The sequence below is a fragment of the Streptomyces sp. Root1310 genome, assembly GCF_001426425.1.
GTDB lineage: Bacteria > Actinomycetota > Actinomycetes > Streptomycetales > Streptomycetaceae > Streptomyces.
In genome coordinates this window covers 1-21,896 of the sequence record NZ_LMEQ01000005.1, presented here as the reverse complement: position 1 = coordinate 21,896, position 21,896 = coordinate 1, and the positions used below count along the sequence as shown (strand labels likewise).

Annotated in this window: 19 protein-coding genes, 1 rRNA gene and 1 riboswitch; of the genes, 3 read left to right on the top strand and 17 right to left on the bottom strand. The window is 69.2% G+C overall.

Going from position 1 to position 21,896, the window contains the following annotated elements:
- Positions 1-31: 31 nt before the first annotated feature.
- The 4 genes from ASD48_RS13710 to ASD48_RS13695 form a co-directional block, all read right to left on the bottom strand.
- Positions 32-1,105: an endo-1,4-beta-xylanase gene (locus ASD48_RS13710; protein WP_057601856.1), complete on the bottom strand. Its 1,074-nt coding sequence runs from the start codon at positions 1,103-1,105 to the stop codon at positions 32-34.
- Positions 1,106-1,154: 49 nt separating this feature from the next.
- Positions 1,155-1,919 (bottom strand): carbohydrate ABC transporter permease, encoded by a 765-nt coding sequence (locus tag ASD48_RS13705; RefSeq protein WP_242432591.1) that lies wholly within the window; start codon positions 1,917-1,919, stop codon positions 1,155-1,157.
- Positions 1,920-2,002: 83 nt separating this feature from the next.
- On the bottom strand, positions 2,003-3,001 hold the full coding sequence (locus ASD48_RS13700) for a sugar ABC transporter permease (RefSeq protein ID WP_057601854.1): 999 nt from the start codon (positions 2,999-3,001) through the stop codon (positions 2,003-2,005).
- A 6-nt stretch (positions 3,002-3,007) separates the two neighbouring features.
- Entirely contained in the window at positions 3,008-4,300 is a 1,293-nt protein-coding gene (locus ASD48_RS13695; RefSeq protein ID WP_057602001.1) for an extracellular solute-binding protein, read from the bottom strand.
- Positions 4,301-4,696: 396 nt separating this feature from the next.
- Between ASD48_RS13695 and ASD48_RS13690 the strand changes: the two genes are divergently transcribed.
- Complete coding sequence (locus ASD48_RS13690; protein WP_057601853.1) at positions 4,697-6,652, top strand: APC family permease; 1,956 nt, start codon at positions 4,697-4,699, stop codon at positions 6,650-6,652.
- Positions 6,653-6,846: 194 nt separating this feature from the next.
- On the top strand, positions 6,847-7,266 hold the full coding sequence (locus ASD48_RS13685; RefSeq protein WP_057601852.1) for a TOBE domain-containing protein: 420 nt from the start codon (positions 6,847-6,849) through the stop codon (positions 7,264-7,266).
- 49 nt (positions 7,267-7,315) lie between these two features.
- Here the strand turns inward: ASD48_RS13685 and gcvP are convergent, their stop codons facing one another.
- Positions 7,316-10,201, bottom strand: a complete 2,886-nt coding sequence (gene gcvP / locus ASD48_RS13680) for an aminomethyl-transferring glycine dehydrogenase (protein ID WP_057601851.1) — start codon at positions 10,199-10,201, stop codon at positions 7,316-7,318.
- A gap of 184 nt (positions 10,202-10,385) precedes the next feature.
- A riboswitch (glycine riboswitch) is annotated at positions 10,386-10,481 on the bottom strand.
- A 112-nt stretch (positions 10,482-10,593) separates the two neighbouring features.
- Here gcvP and ASD48_RS13675 point away from each other — a divergent pair.
- On the top strand, positions 10,594-10,965 hold the full coding sequence (locus ASD48_RS13675) for a PRC-barrel domain-containing protein (RefSeq protein ID WP_057601850.1): 372 nt from the start codon (positions 10,594-10,596) through the stop codon (positions 10,963-10,965).
- A gap of 24 nt (positions 10,966-10,989) precedes the next feature.
- Here the strand turns inward: ASD48_RS13675 and ASD48_RS13670 are convergent, their stop codons facing one another.
- The 12 genes from ASD48_RS13670 to rrf all read right to left on the bottom strand — a co-directional run bounded on the left by ASD48_RS13670 (position 10,990) and on the right by rrf (position 21,894).
- Positions 10,990-11,451, bottom strand: coding sequence for a nucleotidyltransferase domain-containing protein (locus ASD48_RS13670; RefSeq protein WP_057601849.1), 462 nt, complete (start codon positions 11,449-11,451; stop codon positions 10,990-10,992).
- 107 nt (positions 11,452-11,558) lie between these two features.
- A complete protein-coding gene (locus ASD48_RS13665) occupies positions 11,559-12,974 on the bottom strand; it encodes a DNA polymerase IV (RefSeq protein ID WP_057601848.1) in 1,416 nt (471 codons plus the stop codon).
- Positions 12,975-13,043: 69 nt separating this feature from the next.
- The gene (locus ASD48_RS13660; protein WP_079073747.1) at positions 13,044-13,727 is read right to left on the bottom strand and encodes a MerR family transcriptional regulator; all 684 of its coding nucleotides are present in this window, start codon (positions 13,725-13,727) and stop codon (positions 13,044-13,046) included.
- 245 nt (positions 13,728-13,972) lie between these two features.
- Entirely contained in the window at positions 13,973-14,446 is a 474-nt protein-coding gene (locus ASD48_RS13655; protein ID WP_004934251.1) for a bifunctional nuclease family protein, read from the bottom strand.
- Between the two features lie 83 nt (positions 14,447-14,529).
- Positions 14,530-15,267: a MerR family transcriptional regulator gene (locus ASD48_RS13650; RefSeq protein WP_057601847.1), complete on the bottom strand. Its 738-nt coding sequence runs from the start codon at positions 15,265-15,267 to the stop codon at positions 14,530-14,532.
- 44 nt (positions 15,268-15,311) lie between these two features.
- Entirely contained in the window at positions 15,312-16,196 is an 885-nt protein-coding gene (locus ASD48_RS13645; protein WP_078616158.1) for an FHA domain-containing protein, read from the bottom strand.
- Positions 16,197-16,278: 82 nt separating this feature from the next.
- Positions 16,279-17,112, bottom strand: a complete 834-nt coding sequence (locus tag ASD48_RS13640; RefSeq protein ID WP_057601846.1) for a DUF881 domain-containing protein — start codon at positions 17,110-17,112, stop codon at positions 16,279-16,281.
- Positions 17,113-17,117: 5 nt separating this feature from the next.
- Entirely contained in the window at positions 17,118-17,450 is a 333-nt protein-coding gene (locus ASD48_RS13635) for a small basic family protein (protein WP_020133151.1), read from the bottom strand.
- A complete protein-coding gene (locus tag ASD48_RS13630; protein ID WP_107104312.1) occupies positions 17,447-18,352 on the bottom strand; it encodes a DUF881 domain-containing protein in 906 nt (301 codons plus the stop codon). The genes ASD48_RS13635 and ASD48_RS13630 overlap by 4 nt, the downstream gene beginning before the upstream one ends.
- 97 nt (positions 18,353-18,449) lie before the next feature.
- Positions 18,450-20,945 carry a mannose-1-phosphate guanyltransferase gene (locus ASD48_RS13625; RefSeq protein WP_054240337.1) on the bottom strand — a complete coding sequence of 832 codons (2,496 nt, stop codon included), beginning with the start codon at positions 20,943-20,945 and terminating at the stop codon, positions 18,450-18,452.
- Between the two features lie 114 nt (positions 20,946-21,059).
- Positions 21,060-21,668 carry a CDP-alcohol phosphatidyltransferase family protein gene (locus ASD48_RS13620; RefSeq protein WP_020133154.1) on the bottom strand — a complete coding sequence of 203 codons (609 nt, stop codon included), beginning with the start codon at positions 21,666-21,668 and terminating at the stop codon, positions 21,060-21,062.
- Positions 21,669-21,777: 109 nt separating this feature from the next.
- Positions 21,778-21,894, bottom strand: a 5S ribosomal RNA gene (rrf, locus tag ASD48_RS13615).
- Positions 21,895-21,896: the final 2 nt, after the last annotated feature.

Here is a 21,896-nt window from a genome sequence, read left to right as displayed (position 1 = left end):
TGACCGACAGGACCGACAGGACCGACCGGCCCTAGCGGAGCGCCTCCCGGATCGCCCGGTAGGCCGGCTTCGGCGCGAGCTGCTCGTCCCAGGGCAGCGCGGCGCCCTCGCCGGGGAAGAACGCCGGGATCCACGAGTACTTGTCGGTGTAGTCCCAGACGGTGATGCCGACGCACCGCCGCACGGCCAGGCACGCCTGGGTCATGTCCCGGTACCAGTCGGCCTGTTGGGCGAGCTTCTCGTCCGTCGCGGGCAGCTGCATCCGTACGTCGACCTCGGTGAGCGCGGTGTCCAGGCCGAGCCGGGAGAAGCGGCGGAGGTTGTCCTCCAGGGACGTCGGATAGCCGTACTGAAGGGCGAGATGCGCCTGGAGGCCGATGCCGTCCAGCGGGACGCGCTGAGCCTTCAGCTCCTTGGCGAGGGCGTGGTAGGCGTCGCTCTTCGGGCCGACGGCCTCGATGTTGTAGTCGTTGAGGTAGAGCTTCGCCTTCGGGTCCGCCTGATGGGCCCACCGCAGGGCGTCGGCGATGTAGCCAGGGCCGAGCGTCTTGTAGAAGACCGTCTCGCGGTAGGTGCCGTCCTCGTTGAACGCCTCGTTGACGACGTCCCAGGCGTAGACCTTGCCCCGGTAGTGGCGTACCTCGGTCTGGATGTGGTTCTTCAGGACGGCCCGCAGCTCGTCCGCCGTCCACTCCCTGCCGGTCAGCCAGCCGGGCAGCTGGCTGTGCCAGACGAGGGTGTGGGCGCGCACCTTCTGGTGGTGGTCGCGCGCGAGGCCGACGATCTCGTCGCCGGCGGTCCAGTCGAAGACGCCCTGCTGCGGCTCGGTGGCGTACCACTTCATGCCGTTGCCCGGGGTGATCATGTCGAACTCCTCGCCCAGGATCTTCGTGTAGGCGGTGTCGGTGAGTTCGGGGTTGTCGGTGGCGCTGCCGAAGTAGCGGCCGTGGCGCTGCGCGAGATCGGCGAGGGTCGTACGCGGCTTTCCGTGCGCCGGGCCCTCGTGCGCCTGGGCGGCCGGTCCGGTGGCGACACCGGAGGCGACCAGGACGGCTGCGAGGGCGCCGGCGAGTCTGAGCCGGGTGCGGGCGGCGGTGCTGGGCATGGTGCGACTCCTCACGGTAGGGGTGAGCCGTACGGTCCGCGGGCGCGCGTCATCCCTTGGTGGCGCCGGCGGTGAGGCCGCCGACGAGCTGGCGCTCGGCGACGGAGTAGAACGCCAGGGCGGGCACCATGGCGAGCACGAGATAGGCGAAGACGCGCGCGTACTCCGCGGAGTACTGGCCCTGGAACTGCTGCACGCCGATCGGGATGGTCCACCAGGTGGGCTCGTTGAAGACCAGCAGCGGCAGCAGGAAGTTGTTCCAGCTGCCGACCACGGCGAGCACCGAGACCGTGCCGAGGGCGGGCCTGGCCATGGGCAGCAGGACCCGCCAGAAGAAGCCGAGGGGTCCGCAGCCGTCGAGGGTGGCCGCCTCCTCCAGCTCGGCGGGGATCTCCCGGAAGAACCCGCGCAGGACCACGATGGTCATCGGCAGCCCGAAGGCGGCCTGCGGCAGGATCACGCCGAGCGGGTTGTCCAGCAGGCCCATCGAGCGCAGCAGCAGGAACAGGGGCAGCGCCGCCACCGCGAAGGGGAACATCAGCCCCATCGTGAACAGGGTGAACAGCATCTCCCGGCCGCGGAAGGCGAACCGGGCGAAGGAGAACGCGGCCAGCGCGGAGACCGCGACGACCACGACGGTCGTACCGGCCGCGATGAGCGTGCTGCTGCCGACGAGCTGCCAGAAGGAACCGGAGCCGAGGATGTCCGTGTAGTTGGAGGTGACCCAGGGATCGGGCAGGCCGATGGGGTTGCGGGAGAGCTGGTCGGTGGACTTGAAGCCGGACAGCACGGCGTAGCCGAGCGGTACGACCATCACCGCGCCGACGAGCCCGAGGACGAGGTGCAGGGGAAGCGTCCGGCCGGTCCGTCGGGTGCTCAGGCCGGTCTCACGGGTTTTCACGCGCCGCCTCCTCGCATGGTCGTGGTGGCGCCCTGAAGATCCCGGCGGAGCACGAACCGCTGGTAGGCGAGGGCGAAGACGAGACTGATGCCGAACATGGCCACGCTGATCGCGCTGGCGTAGCCGACCTGGTAGCGCTTGAAGCCGTACTGGAACATGGTCACGGCCATCGTCTCGGAGTGGTGGTCGGGTCCGCCCGCGGTCACCACCCACACCAGGTCGAAGAGCTGGATCGAGCCGATGACCGACAGGAAGACGCTGATCCGCAGGGTCGGCGCGAGCAGCGGCAGGGTGACGTTGCGGAAGCGCTGCCAGGGACCCGCTCCGTCGATCAGCGCGGCCTCCGTCAGCTCGGCCGGGATGGACTGGAGTCCGGCCAGGTAGAGCATCATGTGGAAGCCGAAGTACTTCCAGGTCATGACCAGGAAGAGGGTGGCCATGACGGTGGAGGGGTCGGCGAACCACTGGCCGCCCACCCCGTCCAGACCGATCGCCCCGAGGACGTGGTCGGCGAGACCGTCGTCCGGGGCGAAGATCATGCTGAACAGCACGCCGGTGATCGCCTCGGAGAGGATGTACGGCGCGAAGAACAGCATCCGGTACACGGCCCTGCCGCGGATCTTCTGGTTCAGCGCGACCGCGAGGGCGAGCGCGAACGGCAGCTGAAGGACGAGCGAGAGCCCGACCAGGAGCAGACAGCGCCACAGGTCGCCCAGGAACACCGGGTCCTGGAACAGCCGGGTGAAGTTGTCGCCGCCGATGTAGTCGTCGGGCATGCCGAAGCCGCCCCAGCGGAAGAAGGAGGCGTACAGCGCGAACAGCATCGGGAGCAGCACGAGCGTGCCGAACAGCACCAGTGCGGGCACCTGGAAGCCGACGGCGGTGAGCCAGTGCCGCGCCCGCCGCCGCGCCCGGCTACGGCCCGGGCCGGCGGACGGGGGCGGCGGGCCGACGTCCGGACCGCTGCGCTTGTCGGGAAGGAAGGTGGAGGTCATCGCCTGCTACTGCTCTTCCTTCGCGACCTTGGTGATCGACTCGGTGACCTGCTGAGGCGACTTGGACCCGGCGATGAGGGCGGCGACGCTGTCGTTGACCTCTTGGCCGAGGGCCGGCGCGTAGGCCTGGTCGAGATAGAGCTGGAAGCCGGTGGCGCCCTTCAACTGGGCCTGTACGGCCTTGATGTTGGGGTCGCTGATGGCGCTCTCGGCGGCCGGTACGACGGGCAGCACCCCGGTCTTCTTGACCAGTTCGGTGTCCGTGGCGGCGCTGGCGAAGAACTTCAGGAAGTCGACGGCCGCCTGCGGGGCGTCCTTGCGCAGGGCGTGCCCGCCGCCTCCGCCGAACACCTCGGTGATCACGCCCTTGCCGCCGTCGACCGCGGGGAAGGGGAAGAAGCCGAGGTTCGCCCCGAGCCCCTTGCCCGCGTCTGCCTCCACCACCGGCGCCCACTGGCCCATGAGCTCCATCGCCGCCTTGCCGTTGCCGACGGCTGCGGCCTGGCCGGTGGGGCTGGAGTAGGCGGCGCCGAGGAAGCCCTTCTGGAACGGCTGGAGATCGACCAGGTCCTGGAGGTGCTGTCCGGCCTGCACGAACCCGTCCCCGGTGAAGTCCTTGTCCTCCCCGGCCGTGCGCAGGGCGTCGACACCGGCGGTGCGCATCGCGAGATAGGCCCAGTAGTACATTCCGGGCCACTTCTCCTTGCCCGCCAGGGCGATCGGGGTGATCCCGGCGGCCTTCAGCTTGCGCACCGCGTCGAGGAAGCCGCTCCAGGTGGTCGGGGGAGCACTGACCCCGGCCCGCTTGAAGAGGGCCTTGTTGTACCAGAAGCCGATCATGCCGATGTCGAACGGGATGCCGTACGCCTTCTTGTCGAGCAGGTAGGGCTCGCGGGCGACCGGGAGCAGGCCGTCGCCCCACTCCTTCGTCCGCTCCGTGAGGTCCTCGACGAGCCCGGCGTCGACCTGCTGCTGCAGGACACCGCCGCCCCAGGTGTGGAAGATGTCGGGCAGCTTCCCGGAGGCGGTCAGCGCCGTCATCTTCGACTTGTAGGCGTCGTTCTCCAACTGAACGATCTTGACTTTCACCTTGGGGTTCTGGGCCTCGAACTGCTTGGCGAGAGCGGCCCATACGTCCTTGGTCGGCTGGGTGGTGGAGATGTTCCACCACTCGATCGTGGTCGTCCCCGACGACCCTCCGTCCGAGTCGCCGCCGCAGGCGCTCAGTGCCGTCATGCTCAGACCGGCCGCGGCGGAGGCCGCCAGAAAGCCGCGGCGGGAGAGTGCCGGGTCGCCCATCATGCGCTCCTTGATAGATCGAAAGTTTCGAACCAGATCCAGAAAGCTTCGCTGCTGCCGCACCCTAGAGACACCCTCCGACGGGTGGCAACCCCTTGAACACAGGGAATCCAGGGGTCTTTTCGCGAGAGAAGGCGCAGCGGGGCGCCAGGAGGCTCCGAAACATTCGGATCATTCGGCGAACATTACGAAGCGCGGGGGTATGGCGAACGAGCGGCCGGAAACAAACCAGGCGGCTCGTCACGCTCCGCATCCGGCCCGCGACCAGTCTTAACGGAAGCTTGACGCCGTGCGGCCCATGATCCAAGGGCCCTGGCGTCACTCTCCGCTTACGCTGATTCCGCCGTCCGCGTGATGGCCGAAACCGCACGCCGATCCGCACCTCAGGAGCGCCCGATGGCCACCACCGAGCACCCTTCCCCGGGTCGCCTGCGCGCCTGGATGCTGGAGGGCCTGTCCGACATGGGCAAGGGTCACGCTCACCAGGCGCCCCCGGACGCCGAGGCCGCGCCCGAGCACAAGGGCCAGCGCTGGTACCGGGTGATGTGCCTGACCGGCGTCGACTACTTCTCGACCCTCGGCTACCAACCGGGCATCGCCGCCCTCGCGGCCGGCCTGCTCTCGCCGGTGGCGACGATCGTGCTGGTGATCGTCACCCTCGCGGGCGCCCTGCCGGTCTACCGGCGCGTCGCCGAGGAGAGTCCGCACGGCGAGGGCTCGATCGCGATGCTGGAACGGCTGCTGTCCTTCTGGAAGGGCAAGCTGTTCGTCCTGACCCTGCTCGGGTTCGCCGCCACCGACTTCCTCATCACGATCACCCTGTCGGCGGCGGACGCCTCGACCCACCTGGTCGAGAACCCGCACCTGACCAGCGCCCTGCACGACCGGCAGATGGTCATCACGCTCGTCCTCGTCGCCCTGCTCGGCGCCGTGTTCCTCAAGGGCTTCCTGGAGGCCATCGGCGTCGCGGTCGCCCTGGTCGTCGTCTATCTCGGCCTGAACGTCGTCGTCGTGGCGGTCGGCCTGTGGCATGTGGTCACCGAGGGCCATGTGGTCACCGACTGGGCCGACGCGCTGACCGCCGAACACGGCAACGTGTTCGTGATGATCGGTGTCTCCCTGCTGGTCTTCCCCAAGCTCGCGCTGGGCCTGTCCGGCTTCGAGACCGGCGTCGCGGTCATGCCGCACGTCCAGGGCGACCCGGACGACACCGCGGAGCACCCCGGGGGCCGCATCCGGGACACCAAGAAGCTGCTGACGACCGCCGCCCTGATCATGAGCGTCTTCCTGATCGCCACCAGCTTCATCACCACGGTGCTGATCCCGGAGAAGGAGTTCGAGTCCGGCGGCCAGGCCAACGGGCGCGCCCTCGCGTACCTCGCCCACGAGTACCTGGGGAATGCCTTCGGCACGGTGTACGACGTGTCGACGATCGCCATCCTGTGGTTCGCCGGCGCCTCCGCCATGGCCGGGCTGCTCAACCTGATGCCCCGCTACCTCCCCCGCTACGGCATGGCCCCGCACTGGGCCCGTGCCGTCCGCCCCATGGTCATCGTCTTCACCCTGGTGGCCTTCCTGGTCACCTGGATCTTCGACGCCGACGTCGACGCCCAGGGCGGCGCCTACGCCACCGGCGTCCTGGTCCTGATGTCCTCGGCGGCGATCGCGGTGACCATCGCCGCCCGCCGCGCCCGGCAGCGGGGCTGGACGGTCGGCTTCGCCGTGATCTCGGCGATCCTGCTCTACGTGACCGTCGTGAACGTCATCGAGCGCCCCGACGGCGTGAAGATCGGCGCCTGCTTCATCGCGGGCATCATCCTGATCTCGCTGCTGTCCCGGCTGGCCCGCGCCTTCGAGCTCCGGGTGACCAGCGTGACGCTGGACCCGATGGCGGAACGTTTCATCCGGGACATGGCCAGCCGCCGGATACGGTTCATCGCCAACGAGCCCGACCAGCGCGACAAGGCCGAGTACCGCGACAAGATCGAACAGATCCGGCAGGACAACGACATCCCCGGAGGTGATTTCGTCTTCGTCGAGGTCACGGTGGTCGACCCCTCCGAGTTCGAGTCGGGCCTGACCGTGCGCGGCGAGGTCCTGCACGGCCGCTACCGCGTCCTGACCCTGGAGTCCTCCTCCATCTCCAACGCCCTGGCCGCGCTGCTGCTGCACACCCGTGACTCCACCGGCTGCATCCCGCACATCTACTTCGAGTGGACCGAGGGCAACCCCTTCGCCAACTTCCTGCGCTTCTTCCTGTTCGGCCAGGGAGAGGTCGCGCCGGTCACCCGGGAGGTCCTGCGCGAGGCCGAACCGGACCGCGACCGCCGCCCCCGCGTCCACACGGGCTGACCCGCCCCGGCCGTCGTTCCGCCCCGCCCCGAAGCCACGTGCCCCGACCCGCCCCGTTGCGACGCGACCCGCCCCGTTGCGACGCGACATCGCCGGGCGACGCCGGACGACGCCGGACGGCGCCCGTCACGGCCGGGCGACGCATACCCGCACATCACTCACATAAGGTCACTCGCGGCCTACCGTTGACGCTCATGAGCCTGAGCATCCGCAACCAACTCCCCGGCACCGTCACCGCCGTCCACCCCGGCGAGGTGATGGCCACCGTCAACATCCATCTGGACGGTGGCCAGGACCTCACGGCGGCCATCACGCTGGAGGCCGTGAACCAACTCGCCCTCACCGCCGGCGCCGCCGTCCATGCCCTGGTGAAGTCGACGGAGGTGTCGCTGGCCACCGGCCGGGTGGACGGCCTCTCGATCCGCAACCAGCTCGACGGCACGATCACCGGCCTCGTGACCGGCGCGGTCATGGCCTCGGTGAAGGTATCCATGGACGCGGGGGTACTCACCGCGTTGATCACCAAGGAAGCCGCCACCGACCTCGGCCTCTTCGTCGGCTCCGACGTCGTCGCGCTGATCAAGGCGACCGACGTGGCCCTGGCGACTGCTTAGCACGCGGGAGGGCCCCCGCCCGGACGGACGGGGGCCCTCACCCACCGGCTCAGTCCTCGTACGCGTCCAGCGGCGGGCACGAGCAGACCAGGTTCCGGTCGCCGAAGGCCTGGTCGATCCGGCGCACCGGCGGCCAGTACTTGTCGGCGGCCGACACACCGGCCGGGAAGACGGCCTCCTCACGCGTGTACGCGTGCTCCCACTCCCCGCCCAGCGCGGCCGCGGTGTGCGGGGCGCCGTGCAGCGGGTTGTCCTCGGCCGGCCACTCGCCGGCCCCGACCTTCTCGATCTCCGCGCGGATCGCGATCATCGCCTCGCAGAAGCGGTCGATCTCGATCAGGTCCTCGGACTCGGTCGGCTCGATCATCAGCGTCCCGGCCACGGGGAACGACATCGTCGGAGCGTGGAACCCGTAGTCGATGAGTCGCTTGGCGACGTCGTCGACGCTCACGCCGGTCGCCTTGGTCAGCGGCCTCAGGTCGATGATGCACTCGTGCGCGACCAGCCCGCCCGGCCCGTTGTAGAGCACCGGGTAGTGCGGCTCCAGCCGCTTGGCGATGTAGTTGGCGCTCAGCACGGCCACCTGCGTGGCCCGCTTGAGCCCCTCGCCGCCCATGAGCCGCACATACGCCCACGAGATCGGCAGTATCCCGGCGGAGCCCCAGGGAGCCGCGGAGATCGGCCCCACCCCGGTGTCCGGCCCGGCGGCGGGCTGCAGCGGGTGGTTCGGCAGATACGGCGCCAGATGCGACCGTACGGCGACGGGTCCGACACCCGGGCCGCCACCGCCGTGCGGGATGCAGAACGTCTTGTGCAGGTTCAGGTGCGAGACGTCGCCGCCGAAGTGCCCGGGCTTGGCGAGGCCCACGAGCGCGTTGAGGTTGGCGCCGTCGACGTACACCTGGCCGCCCGCCTCGTGCACCTGGGCGCAGATGTCGGCGACGTGCTCCTCGAACACCCCGTGCGTCGACGGGTAGGTGATCATCAGCACCGACAGCTCGTCGCGGTGCTTCTCGATCTTCGCCCGCAGGTCCTCGACGTCGATCTCGCCGTCCTCGGCGGTCTTCACTACGACGACCTTCATGCCGGCCATCACGGCACTGGCCGCGTTCGTGCCGTGCGCGGAGGACGGGATGAGGCACACGGTCCGCTGCTCGTCCCCGTTGCCCCGGTGGTACCCGCGGACGGCGAGCAGCCCGGCCAGCTCGCCCTGGGACCCGGCGTTCGGCTGGAGCGACACCTTGTCGTACCCGGTGACCTCGGCGAGCCGCTCCTCCAGCTCGCGGATGAGCGTCAGGTAGCCCTCCGCCTGCTCGGCCGGCGCGAAGGGGTGCAGCTGCCCGAACTCGGGCCAGGTGACCGGCTCCATCTCGGTGGTCGCGTTGAGCTTCATGGTGCAGGAGCCCAGCGGGATCATGCCCCGGTCCAGCGCGTAGTCCCGGTCCGCGAGCCTGCGCAGGTAGCGCAGCATCGCGGTCTCGGAACGGTGCTGGTGGAAGACGGGGTGCGTCAGGATCGCGTCCGACCGCAACAGCCCCGCGGGCAGGGAGTCGGCGGTGGCCGCGTCGAGCGCCTCGATGTCACCGTCCACCCCGAAGGCGGCCCACACGGCGGACACCTGCGCCCGCGCGGTCGTCTCGTCGCAGGCGATCGACACCCGGTCGGCGTCGACGAGGTGCAGGTTGACCCCGAGCTCGCGCGCGGCGGCGACGACCTCGGCGGCCTTCGCCGGCACCCGCACGGTCAGCGTGTCGAAGTACGACCCGTGCACGACCTCGACACCGCCGGCCTCGAGCCCGGCGGCGAGGATCGAGGCGTACCGGTGCGTGCGCCGCGCGATCGAACGCAGCCCGTCGGGGCCGTGGTAGACGGCGTACATCCCCGCCATCACCGCCAGCAGCACCTGCGCCGTGCAGATGTTGCTGGTGGCCTTCTCACGCCGGATGTGCTGCTCACGCGTCTGGAGCGCGAGCCGGTAGGCCTTGTGCCCGTCGGCGTCCACCGACACGCCCACCAGCCGGCCGGGCAGGCTGCGCGCGAACTGCTCGCGGACGGCCATGTAGCCGGCGTGCGGCCCACCGAAGCCCATCGGCACGCCGAACCGCTGCGTCGTACCGACGGCGATGTCCGCCCCCAGCTCGCCCGGGGACTTCAGCAGCGTCAGTGCCAGCAGATCCGCAGCGACGGTGACGAGCGCGCCGAGCCCGTGCGCCTGGTCGACGAGCCCCTTGAGATCACGTACGGCACCCGAGGCACCGGGGTACTGGACGAGCACGCCGTTGATCTCCCGCGCGGCGATCTCCGCCGGGATTCCGTCGCTCAGGTCGGCGACGACGACCTCCACGCCCGTCGGCTCGGCGCGGGTCTCGATCACGGCGATGGTCTGCGGAAGCGCGTCCGCGTCGATGAGGAAGAGGCCCTTCTTGTTCTTCCCCATGCGCCGGGACAGCGCCATCGCCTCGGCGGCCGCCGTGCCCTCGTCGAGCAGCGACGCGCCGGAGGTCGGCAGCCCGGTGAGGTCGGCGACCACGGTCTGGAAGTTCAGCAGGGCCTCCAGCCGGCCCTGGGAGATCTCCGGCTGGTACGGCGTGTAGGCCGTGTACCAGGCCGGGTTCTCCATGACGTTGCGCAGGATGACGGGCGGCGTGAACGTCCCGTAGTAGCCGAGGCCGATCATCGAGTCGAGGACCTGGTTGCGGTCGGCCAGCGAGCGCAGCTCGGCCAGCACCTCGGCCTCGGTGCGCGCGCCCGGCAGGTCCAGCGCGTCGGCGTTCTTGATCACATCCGGGACCGCTGCGGCGGTGAGCTCGTCGAGCGAGCCGTAGCCGACCTGTGCGAGCATCTTGGCCCGCGCTTCGAGGTCGGGCCCGATGTGGCGCTGTTCGAAGGGAATTCCCTGCTCGAGCTCTGTGAGCGGAATGCGGTGGGCGGTCATTACGGAGGCCTCCTGGTCTGACACGACCTTCGAGGGTCACCACGGTGGGGTACCCGGACGGCCTCCCCCTCTGTCATCTCAACCTGAGAGCTTCACCGGGCGGCCCGAGGGCACCCGGCTTTCACCGTCGGTGAGAGCGGAAGCCGTCGACATCGTCGGCACCCGCCCTGCTTTCCAGAGTGACCTCGTCCGTGCGGTACGTGAGCCTGAGAGATTCCGGGGAGGATTTGCTCCTTCGGCGCCTCCGGTGATGTCCGGAGGACTCTCCCGCGCGGTGTCAGCAGCCATTGTCAGACTACCAGCGGGGTTCCAGAGACTCGCTCGAGTGGCCGCCCGTCCCGATGTGCTCTTTTGTAGTGCTTACGGATGAGTTGCGACCAAGTGGAGGGCCCGTGCAGACCGACATCGATCCGCGCAACCTGATCGGCCGCAAGGCGTTCGACCGCAACGGCACCAAGATCGGCACGGTCGACGAGGTCTACCTCGACGACGCCACCGGGGTGCCCGAGTGGGCGGCCATACGCACCGGTCTGTTCTCCCGCGACGCCTTCGTCCCCCTGGAGCCCAGCCGACTGGTCGAGGGCACCCTGCACATCCCCTTCGAACGGGCCCTGATCAAGGACGCTCCGGACTTCGGCGTGGGTCGGCACCTCTCCCCCGAACAGGAGCTCCAGCTCTACCACCACTACGGCCTCGACGTGGGTGCCGCTCCCCCGCTGCCCGACCGCGACTTCGGCCGCCTGGCGGGCACGGACGACAGCTAGAGCCCCTCAGCCTCTCAGCCCCCCTCAGCCGCAGGCCTGAAGCAGCGCCCCGAGAATCCCGGCAGGGTCGTACAGCGGCCGGGCCCCGTCCGTGACGACTCTTCGGGTGCCGGCGTCGACCGGATCGGTCCGCGCCCAGCGGGCGGAACCGATGCCCACCTCGACCTCCAGACCGGAGTCGGTCACATACCGCCATTCGGTGACGGGCCCCCGTTCCCGGACCCGGACCACCTCCCCCAGAGCCAGCTCACGCCCCCACCCGTCGTCCTGCGCGTACCGGGCAGGCGCCGTCGACAACACGACAAGATCCACGTCCGACTCGGGACGCGCGGCCTCGCGCGCGAAGGAACCGACGAGCAGCAGCCCCACCACGTCGCTCCGGTTCCCCGCCCACCGGGTGACCCGGTCCACCACCCGGCGCATCTCCGCCGCGCGCTCCGGCGACACCCCGGCCGGGTCCGCGAACCGGCCTCCGTGCAGCTTCATGCAGCTCCCCATCCGTCACCGGTGTCCCCCCTCGGGACACCGCCACCGCTCCGACACACCCCACACTTCACACTTCGAACCGCTTCACTCTGTGTAACTGATCCGCCTCACGCGGAGTTCCCGGACTCCACCCCCGACGGCCTCATTCCCGGATGCGGTGCTCCTGCCGCCGCCCCGCCGTCCTCTTCGGGTCTTCGCCGCACCAGCGGCAACGGATCCGCCGGCTCCAGCCCCGGATCGTCGGTCCTGAAGGTGCGCACCCGTCCCGGCTCCGACTCGGGCGTCTCGAACCGCACGGTGACCCGGCCCAACCCGCTGCCCTGCACCCACCCGTGTCCGAGCTCGGTGTGCCGCACATCGTGTCCTGGGCGCCACTGGCGCTCGACCGGCACCGGCACCTCGCCGACGGGCTCCTCCGCGAGTTCCTCGTCCGGTCCGTCCACCCGGTCCTCGGCGGCCTGCGCGAACAGATCCTCCTGTGTGAAGTCCGCCAGTCCGCTGACGCCCACCCCGAGCAGCCGCACCCCGCCCGTCGTGTCCACCGAGTCGAGCAACCGGGCCGCCGCCTCCCGGACCACCCCCGGATCGTCGGTGGGCCCGCGCAGCGTCTCGGACCGGGTGAGCGTGGAGAAGTCGTACCGCCGCACCTTCAGCACGATGGTCCGCCCCGACAGGCCGGCCCCCCGCAGCCTGCGCACACACCGGTCCGCGAGCCGCTGCACCTCCAGCTCCACCCGCACCCGGTCGTGGATGTCCACGTCGTACGTGTCCTCGACCGACACCGACTTGGCCTCCCGCTCCGCCACCACGGGCCGGTCGTCGCGGGCCAGCGCCATGGCGTAGAGCGCGTGCCCGTGCGCCTTGCCCAGCAGCCGCACCAGCTCGTCCTCACCCGCCTCGGCGATCTCGTCGATCGTGGTGATCCCGGCCCGGCGCAGATGGTCCCCCGTCGCCGGGCCGACCCCCGGCAGGGTCCGCACCGACAGCGGGCCGAGCAGGGCCCGCTCGGTCCCCGGCTCGATGAGCACCAGCCCGTCGGGTTTCGCCTGCTCCGAGGCGATCTTCGCCAGCATCTTGCAGGAGGCCAGGCCCACCGAGCCCGTGAGCCCGGTGACGGCCCGTATGTCGGCGCGCAGCCTGATCCCCGCCAGCCGCGCCGACTCGCTGTCCCAGGCCGCTCCCCCGGCGTCCAGGTCCACGAAGGCCTCGTCCAGACTCAGCGGCTCCACCAGCGGCGACAGCGCCCGCAGCAGCCCCATGACCTGCTCGCTGATCGACCGGTAGAACGCGAAGCGCGGAACCAGGTACGCGGCGTTCGGAGCCCGCCGGCGCGCCTGGGCCATGGGCATCGCCGAGTGCACTCCGAAGACCCGCGCCTCGTAGGAGGCGGTCGCCACCACTCCACGGGGCCCGAGGCCACCCACGACCACGGCCTTCCCGCGCAGGCTCGGCTTGGACGCCTGCTCCGCCTGGGCGAAGAAGGCATCCATGTCGAGATGCAGGATCGTGGGCGCGTTTCTCACATGACCGATGCTGCACCACGCCACTGACAATGACGTCGTTCAGCCGCCCCTCGCGCCCCGGGACGGGTCTCAGACCGCCCGGTTGCGCCGACGGGCCAGTTCGTCCGCCGGATTGTGCCCGACGAGCGTCTCACCGGTGTCGACCCGCTCTCCGTGCAACTGCGACAGCGCGCTCTCGACGTCCCGCCACACCACGCCCACGGCGATCCCGAAGATGCCCTGACCGCCCTGGAGCAGCGCGTGGACCTCGTCCGGCGAGGTGCACTCGTACACGGTGGCGCCGTCGCTCATCAGCGTCATGCGCTCCAGGTCGCTGAACCCGCGCTCCCGCAGATGCTGCACGGCGGTGCGGATGTTCTGGAGCGACACCCCGGTGTCGAGGAACCGCTTGACGATCTTCAGGACGACGACGTCCCGAAAGCTGTACAGACGCTGCGTTCCCGACCCGTGGGCGGGCCGCACGCTCGGCTCCACCAGCCCGGTGCGGGCCCAGTAGTCCAGTTGGCGATACGTGATGCCGGCGGCCGCACAGGCCGTCGGACCGCGGTAGCCGATCTGCTCGGACGCCATGGACGTCGCCCCTCCGCTGCTCGGCACGGCCGCCGGTCGCTGCGGAGCGTGGTCGGCCGCGCTGCTCTGCTGGGGGTACCCCCTGTTCGCGCGTGCTGGAGAGCCCGGGGAAGGGTACGGACCGCTCCCCCCGACACCGAGTCCGGGGGCACCCCCAGCCGTACCGTCGCCGCTGCTTCTCACGCCGACCTCCGTCCTTGACCTGCCTTGTCGACGGTAGGCAGTCACCAGGGGTGCGTCAACGATCGCCACACTCGGCACGCCGAGTGATAATCACCCTGAGAGTGGTTTCCCGCACCCCGTCGCGGGGAAAGGCTAGCCGAATGCGCTGAGAAGTAGCCGTAGGACGCTCTCACTCGCCGTTGGCAATTGCCGAAAACGGGGCGGGCGTCCAGGTGCAGGACGCCCGCGTTCCGCGCATGTGCCGGCTACTGGTTGCTGGTGCCGAAGTCCTCGGGCGAGATCTGGTCGAGGAACTCGCGGAACTTCTCCACCTCGTCCTCCTGCTCGTCCGGGATGGCGATCCCCGCGTCATCGAGGACCGTGTCACTGCCGTAGATCGGAGTCCCCGTGCGCAACGCCAGCGCTATGGCGTCCGAGGGACGCGCGCTCACCTCGACCCCGCTGGCGAACACCAGCTCCGCGTAGAAGACGCCCTCCCGCAGGTCCGTGATGCGCACCTCGGTGAGCTCCTGGCCGACGGCCTCCAGCACGTCCTTGAACAGGTCGTGGGTCAGCGGTCGCGCGGGAGCCATGCCCTGCTGGGCGAAGGCGATCGCCGTCGCCTCACCCGGTCCGATCCAGATGGGAAGGTAACGGTCGCCTCCCACTTCACGCAGCAGCACGATCGGTTGGTTGGAGGGCATCTCGACCCGGACACCTACGACATCGAGCTCGTTCACACAGCAACCCTAGGCCGTGCTCGGGACGTTTGGGTAGTCGGGCCGGGAACGGGTGACCGATCCGCCCAGGGCGAACCCCCCGCTCAGGGCAGTCGGACCCCGAGTGCCGTCTGCACCAGCGCCGCGTGCAGCCGCACCGTGAGCCCCGCGATTTCCTTCGTACGAGCCTGCGCGTGGGCCCTGGTCTGCGGATTTCGGTGGCGCTTGAGCGGGGCCACCACCTGGTCCACGAGCCCGGCCTCACGATCGGCCGCGGCCTTCATCACCCGCAGATGCCGGGGTTCGATCCCGAATCTGCCCAGCTCGGCGACGAGCGCCGCCACCGTGGCCGCCTCGGCGTCGTAGACCCCGTCCTCCAGCGGCGCGACAAGACCGTACGACTCCCACTCGGCGAGCTCCGGCTCGCCGATCCCCGCGGTCGCCAGCAGCTCGGACCGGCCGATCCTGGCGACGGTGGGCCCTTCCGAAGCCTCCGGCACGACCTCGCCGTCCCGCTGCCGGCCCACGGTCGGCAGCGGCGCTGCCTCACCGCGCTCCACGGCGTCCAGGTGCTCGCGGATGACCTTGAGCGGCAGGTAGTGGTCCCGCTGCATCCTCAGGACGTGGCCGAGGCGCTCGACGTCCTGCACACTGAACTTGCGGTACCCCGAAGGAGTCCGTTGCGGCTCGATCAGCCCTTCCGACTCCAGAAAACGGATCTTGGAGATGGTGACTTCGGGAAACTCGTCGCGCAGCGCGTTCAGCACGGTGCCGATGCTCATCGAACCACCGTCCGCGGCGGCGGTGCCGTGCCCGGCACCGCCCCTCGGTGTTTGAAGCATGGACCTTCCCTGGGGAGTCCCCCCGGACGGTGCCCGGGGGCCGGTCAGTAGCCCCGCTGGCTCGCGTAGAAGACCAGCCGGTACTTGCCGATCTGCACCTCGTCACCGTTCGACAGAGGGACCTCGTCGATCCGCTCCCGGTTGACGTACGTGCCGTTCAGACTGCCGACGTCCGCCACCTTGAACGTGCCGTCCGGGTTGCGCCGGAACTCCACGTGACGACGCGAGACCGTCACGTCGTCCAGGAAGATGTCGCTCTGCGGGTGACGACCGGCCGTCGTCAGGTCGCCGTCCAGAAGGAAACGGCTGCCCGAGTTCGGGCCGCGCCGCACGACCAGCAGGGCGGAACCCAGCGGCAGCGCGTCGACCGCGGCCTGCGCCTCGGGCGAGAGCGCGGGCAGCTGCGTCTGACCGGTGACCTCGGCGTCGTAGGCCTCGAGACCGGAGATGGAGATGGTGGAGGTCGTCTCCGACGGACGCTCGGGCGTCAGCCCGGGCCGCAGCGGCGCACCGCAGTTGGAGCAGAAGCGGCTGTTCTCCGCGTTGCGGTTACCGCACCTCGTACACACCAGGGCCGACATAGGGGAAAACCCTCCACCCGTACTTGAGGTTGACGGTTGGCCGAAACCTATGCCGCCGGACTGTGCAGGGTCAACAGACGCCGCGCCCTGGCCGCCGGAAACATCGCCGCCCTGACCAGCCACCTGGTCCCTGAACAGCGGCCGCTGGCCCTCCGCGTCAGGCTGTGCGCGATGGCGAGCGGTCGCGTTGTCGCTACCCTCTCGCGCGCTCTTGCCGAACAACTTCGCAAACAACTTCACGGGCGATTCCCCTTGACCGAAACAGACCCGCCCGTGGGGCAGGACGAACCCTGACTGAATACACCGGTCGACCCGGACACCTTCACAACGTCCGTGTCCACCAGACAGTTTCCACCACGCACCACCCGATCGGTGCGTCGACCCCCCGCAACCTCATGCCCCTGCCGGACTGCCCCCATGCACCCCCGGTTCACTGGCCGGACGACCGAGCGTAGTCAGGCTGCTTCGCTGCTCGCAAGGCGTCCACGACGATCTTGTCCGACCGCTCGACAGTCACGGTGGCCTGCTCCTTCTCGAGAGTCTGCACCACTCCTCCAGGGATGTTCAGCGCCGGCTCGAGGTCCTGCGGGTTGCCGATGACCTTGAAACGAAAGGGCGTGTTGATCTTGTTCCCGTCGACGCTCACGCTCTTGCCCGAATCCGTCAGAAAGGTGCCGGCGACGACCCGCACTCCGTTCACCTGGATCGCCTCGGCCCCGGCCGCGCGCAGCTCCTGGATGGCGTCGAGCAACATGTCCGCCTCGACCGTCCCCTTCGTGTCCTCGATGGTCATCGTGATGCCCGGCCCCTGCGCAGCGACCGTGCCCGCCAGAATGCCGAGTTGCTTCTCCTTCTCGACCGTCTGCTTCCGGGCCTCCTCGGCCTGGTCGGAGCTGTTCTCCAGCTCCTGCTGCTGCTTCTCGAGACCTTGCTTCTCGTCCTCAAGACGCTGACTGCGGTCATCGAGTTCATCGAGGATGCGGACGAGATCTTCCTGACGCGCGCCACGCAGCGCGTTTCCGCTGTCGCTGTTGGAGGCGACCTGCACGGCCAGGCCGAAGCCCAGACCGAACAGCAGGAGGGCGACGATGAGTTGGGCCCTGGACACCCGCGGCGGCCACAGGCCCTGCACCAGCCGCTGCCGACCGGTCAGCACCGGCTCGGCCGGCTCCTCGGTGACTCCGTCCGCGGACGGAGTCACCGGGACCTCGTCGGGCAGCTCCTTGCGGAGCCTGTACTCGGGGGTCTCGTCCTGGTCGCTCATCGGCCTCACGCCCGGAAGACGTGCCGACGGATGGCCGCGGCGTTGGAGAAGATCCGGATACCGAGGACGACCACGACCCCGGTGGACAGCTGCGATCCGACGCCCAACTCGTCACCCAGGAACACGATCAACGCGGCCACGACCACGTTCGACAGGAAGGACACGACGAACACCTTGTCGTCGAAGATGCCGTCGAGCATGGCCCGGAGCCCGCCGAACACGGCGTCCAGCGCCGCCACCACGGCGATCGGCAGATAAGGCACGACGGCCGCCGGAACCTCGGGCTGGACCAACAGGCCGGCCACGACTCCCACGACGAGGCCCAGTACGGCGATCACGATGTGCCCTTCTCAGTTCTCGGCTGCGCTGTTCGTACGATCACACTCGGTGCGGCGGGCAGCCGGACGTCGTCCGCCACGGAGATGGCCGTCCGGATGCCGTAGTTCTCCTGCAAGGCGTCCAGATACAGCCCGTCGGCGCTGTTCTGGAACCTGGTGCTGAGGTTCTTCCCGTCCCCCACCGCCAGCACCGTGTACGGCGGGACCAGCGGTTTGTTGTCGACCAGTATCGCTTCACCCGCGGCCCTGATCGCCGAGAGCGCCGTCAGCCGTTGTCCGTTGATGGAGACGGCCTCGGCACCCGACTCCCACAGTCCGTTGACCACGCGTTGCATGTCCCGGTCCCGGACCCGCCCGGTGTCGGAGAAGCCGGTGGTCTCACGCGGGTTGCCGTCACCGCCCGTGCTGGCTTCCTTGGCGTCGTCCACGACCAGCTTGACGCCCGGCCCGTGCACCTCGACGGCGCCCGACAGGATGGCCACCAGGTCCGCCTGGTCACTGCCGCCGCTCTGCTTGAGCGCCTCCTGCTGCCGGCCGCTCACGTCGTCACGCAGCTTGTCGACGGTGCTTTCGAGCTCGTCGGCCGCATCGGTCTCACGATCGATCCGGTCGATGAGCTCCTCGCGCTCCTTCGCGACCACCGGCGCCGCGACCCGCGCCTGCGCCGCACCGACGGTGACCACGAGGGCCGCGAGCACCAGGCCCACCGCGAGGCCCAGCTTCGCCCGGACCGTCCTGGGCAGACCACCGGCGCCCTCGGCCTGCTTACGGGCGGCGGCCTCGGCGTAACCGTCGTCGAGGCTGTGGTCCATGACGTTGGTGAGCAGCGACATGGACGCGTCCGGGCGCGACACACGCGCGGGTGTGCTCCGAACGGGGGGCTGCTGCGGCATGCCGCACATCGTCGCACGTCGTGCCCGGTACCTCCGAATGGCCCCACCGGCGTGCCGGACAGGCCCCCTTGGGGACACTTGTCCGGCACGCGCGCGTGCCCCTGGATCAGCGTCCGGCGCTGTCCACGACCGCCGACCACTCGTCGAGCAGGGCCTGCGCCGACGCGTCGTCCGGCCCCTCCGCCCACAGATGGGTGACGGCCTCGGCCGGGTCCGGCAGGACCATCACCCAGCGCCCGTCCGTCTCCACCACCCGGACACCGTCGGTGGTGTCCACGAAGCGGTCTCCGGCCACCTCCACGACCCGCCGCATCACCAGGCCCTTGACCGCCCACGGGGTCGCCAGATCCCGCTTGAGGACGTGCGCCCGCGGAATCCTCGCGTCGATCTGGCTGAGGGTGAGCTGCGTGCGCGCCACCAGCCCGATCAGCCGCACGAAGGCCGCCGTACCGTCGAAGACGCTGCTGAACTCCGGGACGATGAAGCCGCCCTTGCCGTCACCGCCGAAGATGGCCGTCTCGTCCCGCCCGACCCGGGTGAGGTCGTCCGGCGAGGTCGTCGTCCACTCGACCTGCGTCCCGTGGTACGCCGCCACCTGCTCGGCGATCCTCGTCGTGGTCACCGGCAGGGCGACCCGCCCGCTGCGCCGCTCCGCGGCCACCAGGTCGAGCAGCACCAGGAGCGCCCGGTCGTCCTCGATGATCCGGCCCTTCTCGTCGACGAGCGAGAGCCGCTCACCCACCGGGTCGAACCGCACGCCGAACGCGGCCCGCGACGAGGCCACGATCTCCCCGAGCCGGACGAGCCCGGAGCGCCGCTGGTCGCCCGTCTCCGTGGGCCTGGCCTCGTTCAGACCAGGGTTGACGGTCAGCGAGTCCACCCCGAGCTTCCCCAGGAGACTCGGCAACACCAGCCCGGCGCTGCCGTTCGAGGCGTCCACCACGACCTTGAGCCCGGACTCGGCAATCCCTGTCGTGTCCACGTTCCGCAGCAGCGACCCGGTGTACGAGTCGAACACGCTGGCCGGGAAGTGCAGGTCGCCGATCTCGCCCGGGAACGCGCGCCGGTACTCCTGGCGGGCGAACACCCGGTCCAGCTTGCGCTGACTGCCCTGTGACAGGTCCGCGCCCTGGCCGTCGAAGAACATGATGTCGACGGAGTCCGGCACCCCGGGCGAGGTGCGGATCATGATCCCGCCGGCACTCCCCCGTGCCGTCTGCTGGCGCGCCACGGGCAGCGGAACGTTCTCCAGGTCCCGTACGTCGATGGCGCTGGCCTGAAGCGCGGAGATGACCGCCCGCTTCAGCGCACGCGCACCACGCGAGTGGTCCCGCGCCGTGGTGACCGTGGACCCCTTCTTGAGCGTCGTGGCGTAGGCCCCCGCGAGACGCACGGCCAGTTCGGGCGTGATCTCGACGTTCAGGATTCCGGACACACCACGGGCTCCGAACAGGTGGGCCTGTCCGCGGGACTCCCAGATCACCGACGTATTGACGAAGGCGCCGGCTTCGATGGTCTTGAACGGATAGACCCGCACATTGCCCTGCACGATCGATTCTTCACCGATCAGGCATTCGTCACCGATGACGGCGCCGTCCTCGATCCGGGCCGCCCGCATGATGTCGGTGTTCTTCCCGACGACACAGCCACGGAGATTGCTGTGCTCACCGACGTACACGTTGTCGTGCACGACGGCCTTGTGCAGGAAGGCCCCGCTCTTCACGACGACGTTGGAGCCGATGACGGAGTGCTCGCGGATTTCGGCCCCGGCCTCGACCTTCGCGTAGTCCCCGATGTAGAGGGGTCCGCGAAGAACGGCATCGGGATGCACCTCGGCGCCTTCGGCCACCCACACACCCGGCGAGATCTCGAATCCGTCGATCTCGACGTCGACCTTGCCTTCGAGTACGTCGGCCTGGGCCTTCACGTAGCTCTCGTGCGTACCCACGTCTTCCCAGTAGCCCTCGGCGATGAAGCCGTAGACCGGCTTGCCCTCCTTCATCAGCTGCGGGAAGACGTCTCCGGACCAGTCGACAGGCACATCGGCCTCGACGTAGTCGAAGACCTCCGGCTCCATGACGTAGATGCCCGTGTTCACGGTGTCGGAGAAGACCTGGCCCCAGGTCGGCTTCTCGAGGAAACGCTCGACCTTGCCCTCTTCGTCGACGATGGTGATGCCGAATTCCAGCGGATTGGGCACTCGCGTCAGACAGACCGTGACCAGTGCGCCCTTTTCCTTGTGGAAGGCGATCAACTCGGTGAGGTCGAAGTCCGTGAGGGCATCACCGGAGATGACGACGAAGGCGTCGTCCTTCAGCGCCTCCTCTGCGTTCTTGACGCTTCCGGCGGTACCGAGTGGCTTCTCCTCGTTGGCATAGCTGAGCTCCATTCCGAGCTCTTCGCCGTCACCGAAGTAGTTCTTGACCAGCGACGCCAGGAACTGAACAGTTACGACGGTCTCGTTGAGCCCATGCCTTTTGAGCAGCCTCAGAACGTGCTCCATGATCGGCCGGTTGGCCACCGGCAGGAGCGGCTTGGGCATGCTCGAGGTCATAGGGCGAAGGCGTGTGCCTTCGCCTCCGGCCATCACGACGGCCTTCATGTCGGAAGCGTCCTCCTATAGAGACGACTGTCTAGCCGACTTCACCCGTCCAGATTGTCCCGCACTTTTCGTCCGCGGGCCATCGAGCCACTGCGCAGCTGCCAATCGGCGAGGTCAGTCGGCCACGGCGTCCGCACGAACCAGGCGGCGGACCTGTACCACGTAGAGGACTCCTGCCCACCAATAGAGCGTTGTACCCCATCCGGCGAACGCCCATCCGAAAATGGCAGCGAGTGACGCCAGCCAGCCACTTCCGTCACTGAGCAGAAGCAGCGGGAAGGCGTACATCAGGTTGAAGGTGGCCGCCTTCCCCAGGAAGTTCACCTGCGGTGGTGGATAGCCGTGGCGCCTGAGGATGCCGACCATCACCAGCAGCAGCAGCTCCCGGGCCAGAAGTACAGCGGTCAACCAGACAGGCAGAATCTCCCGCCAGGTGAGACCGACCAGAGTCGAGAGAATGTAGAGCCGGTCCGCAGCAGGGTCGAGGAGCCGGCCGAGGCTGCTGATCTGGTTCCAGCGCCGGGCGAGCTTGCCGTCCAGGTAGTCGGTGATCCCGCTGAAAGCCAGCACGAGGAGGGCCCAGCCGTCGCTCTGCGGGCCTCCGAACTCGGGCCGGAGGATCAGCCACAGGAACACGGGCACGCCGACCAGACGCGCCATGCTGAGGATGTTCGGGATGGTGAGTACCCGGTCTGTCTGGACGCGGGTCTCCTGGACCTCCACCCGGGGGCCTCCAGTAGGAAATGAGCCAACGATGCCCCCTGACCTTACCCCAACGCAAAAAAGCTCTGGCCCTCGGGCTGTATGCCCAAGAGCCAGAGCTCTAAAAGGAGTTCGGCGGTGTCCTACTCTCCCACAGGGTCCCCCCTGCAGTACCATCGGCGCTGTAAGGCTTAGCTTCCGGGTTCGGAATGTAACCGGGCGTTTCCCTCACGCTATGACCACCGAAAC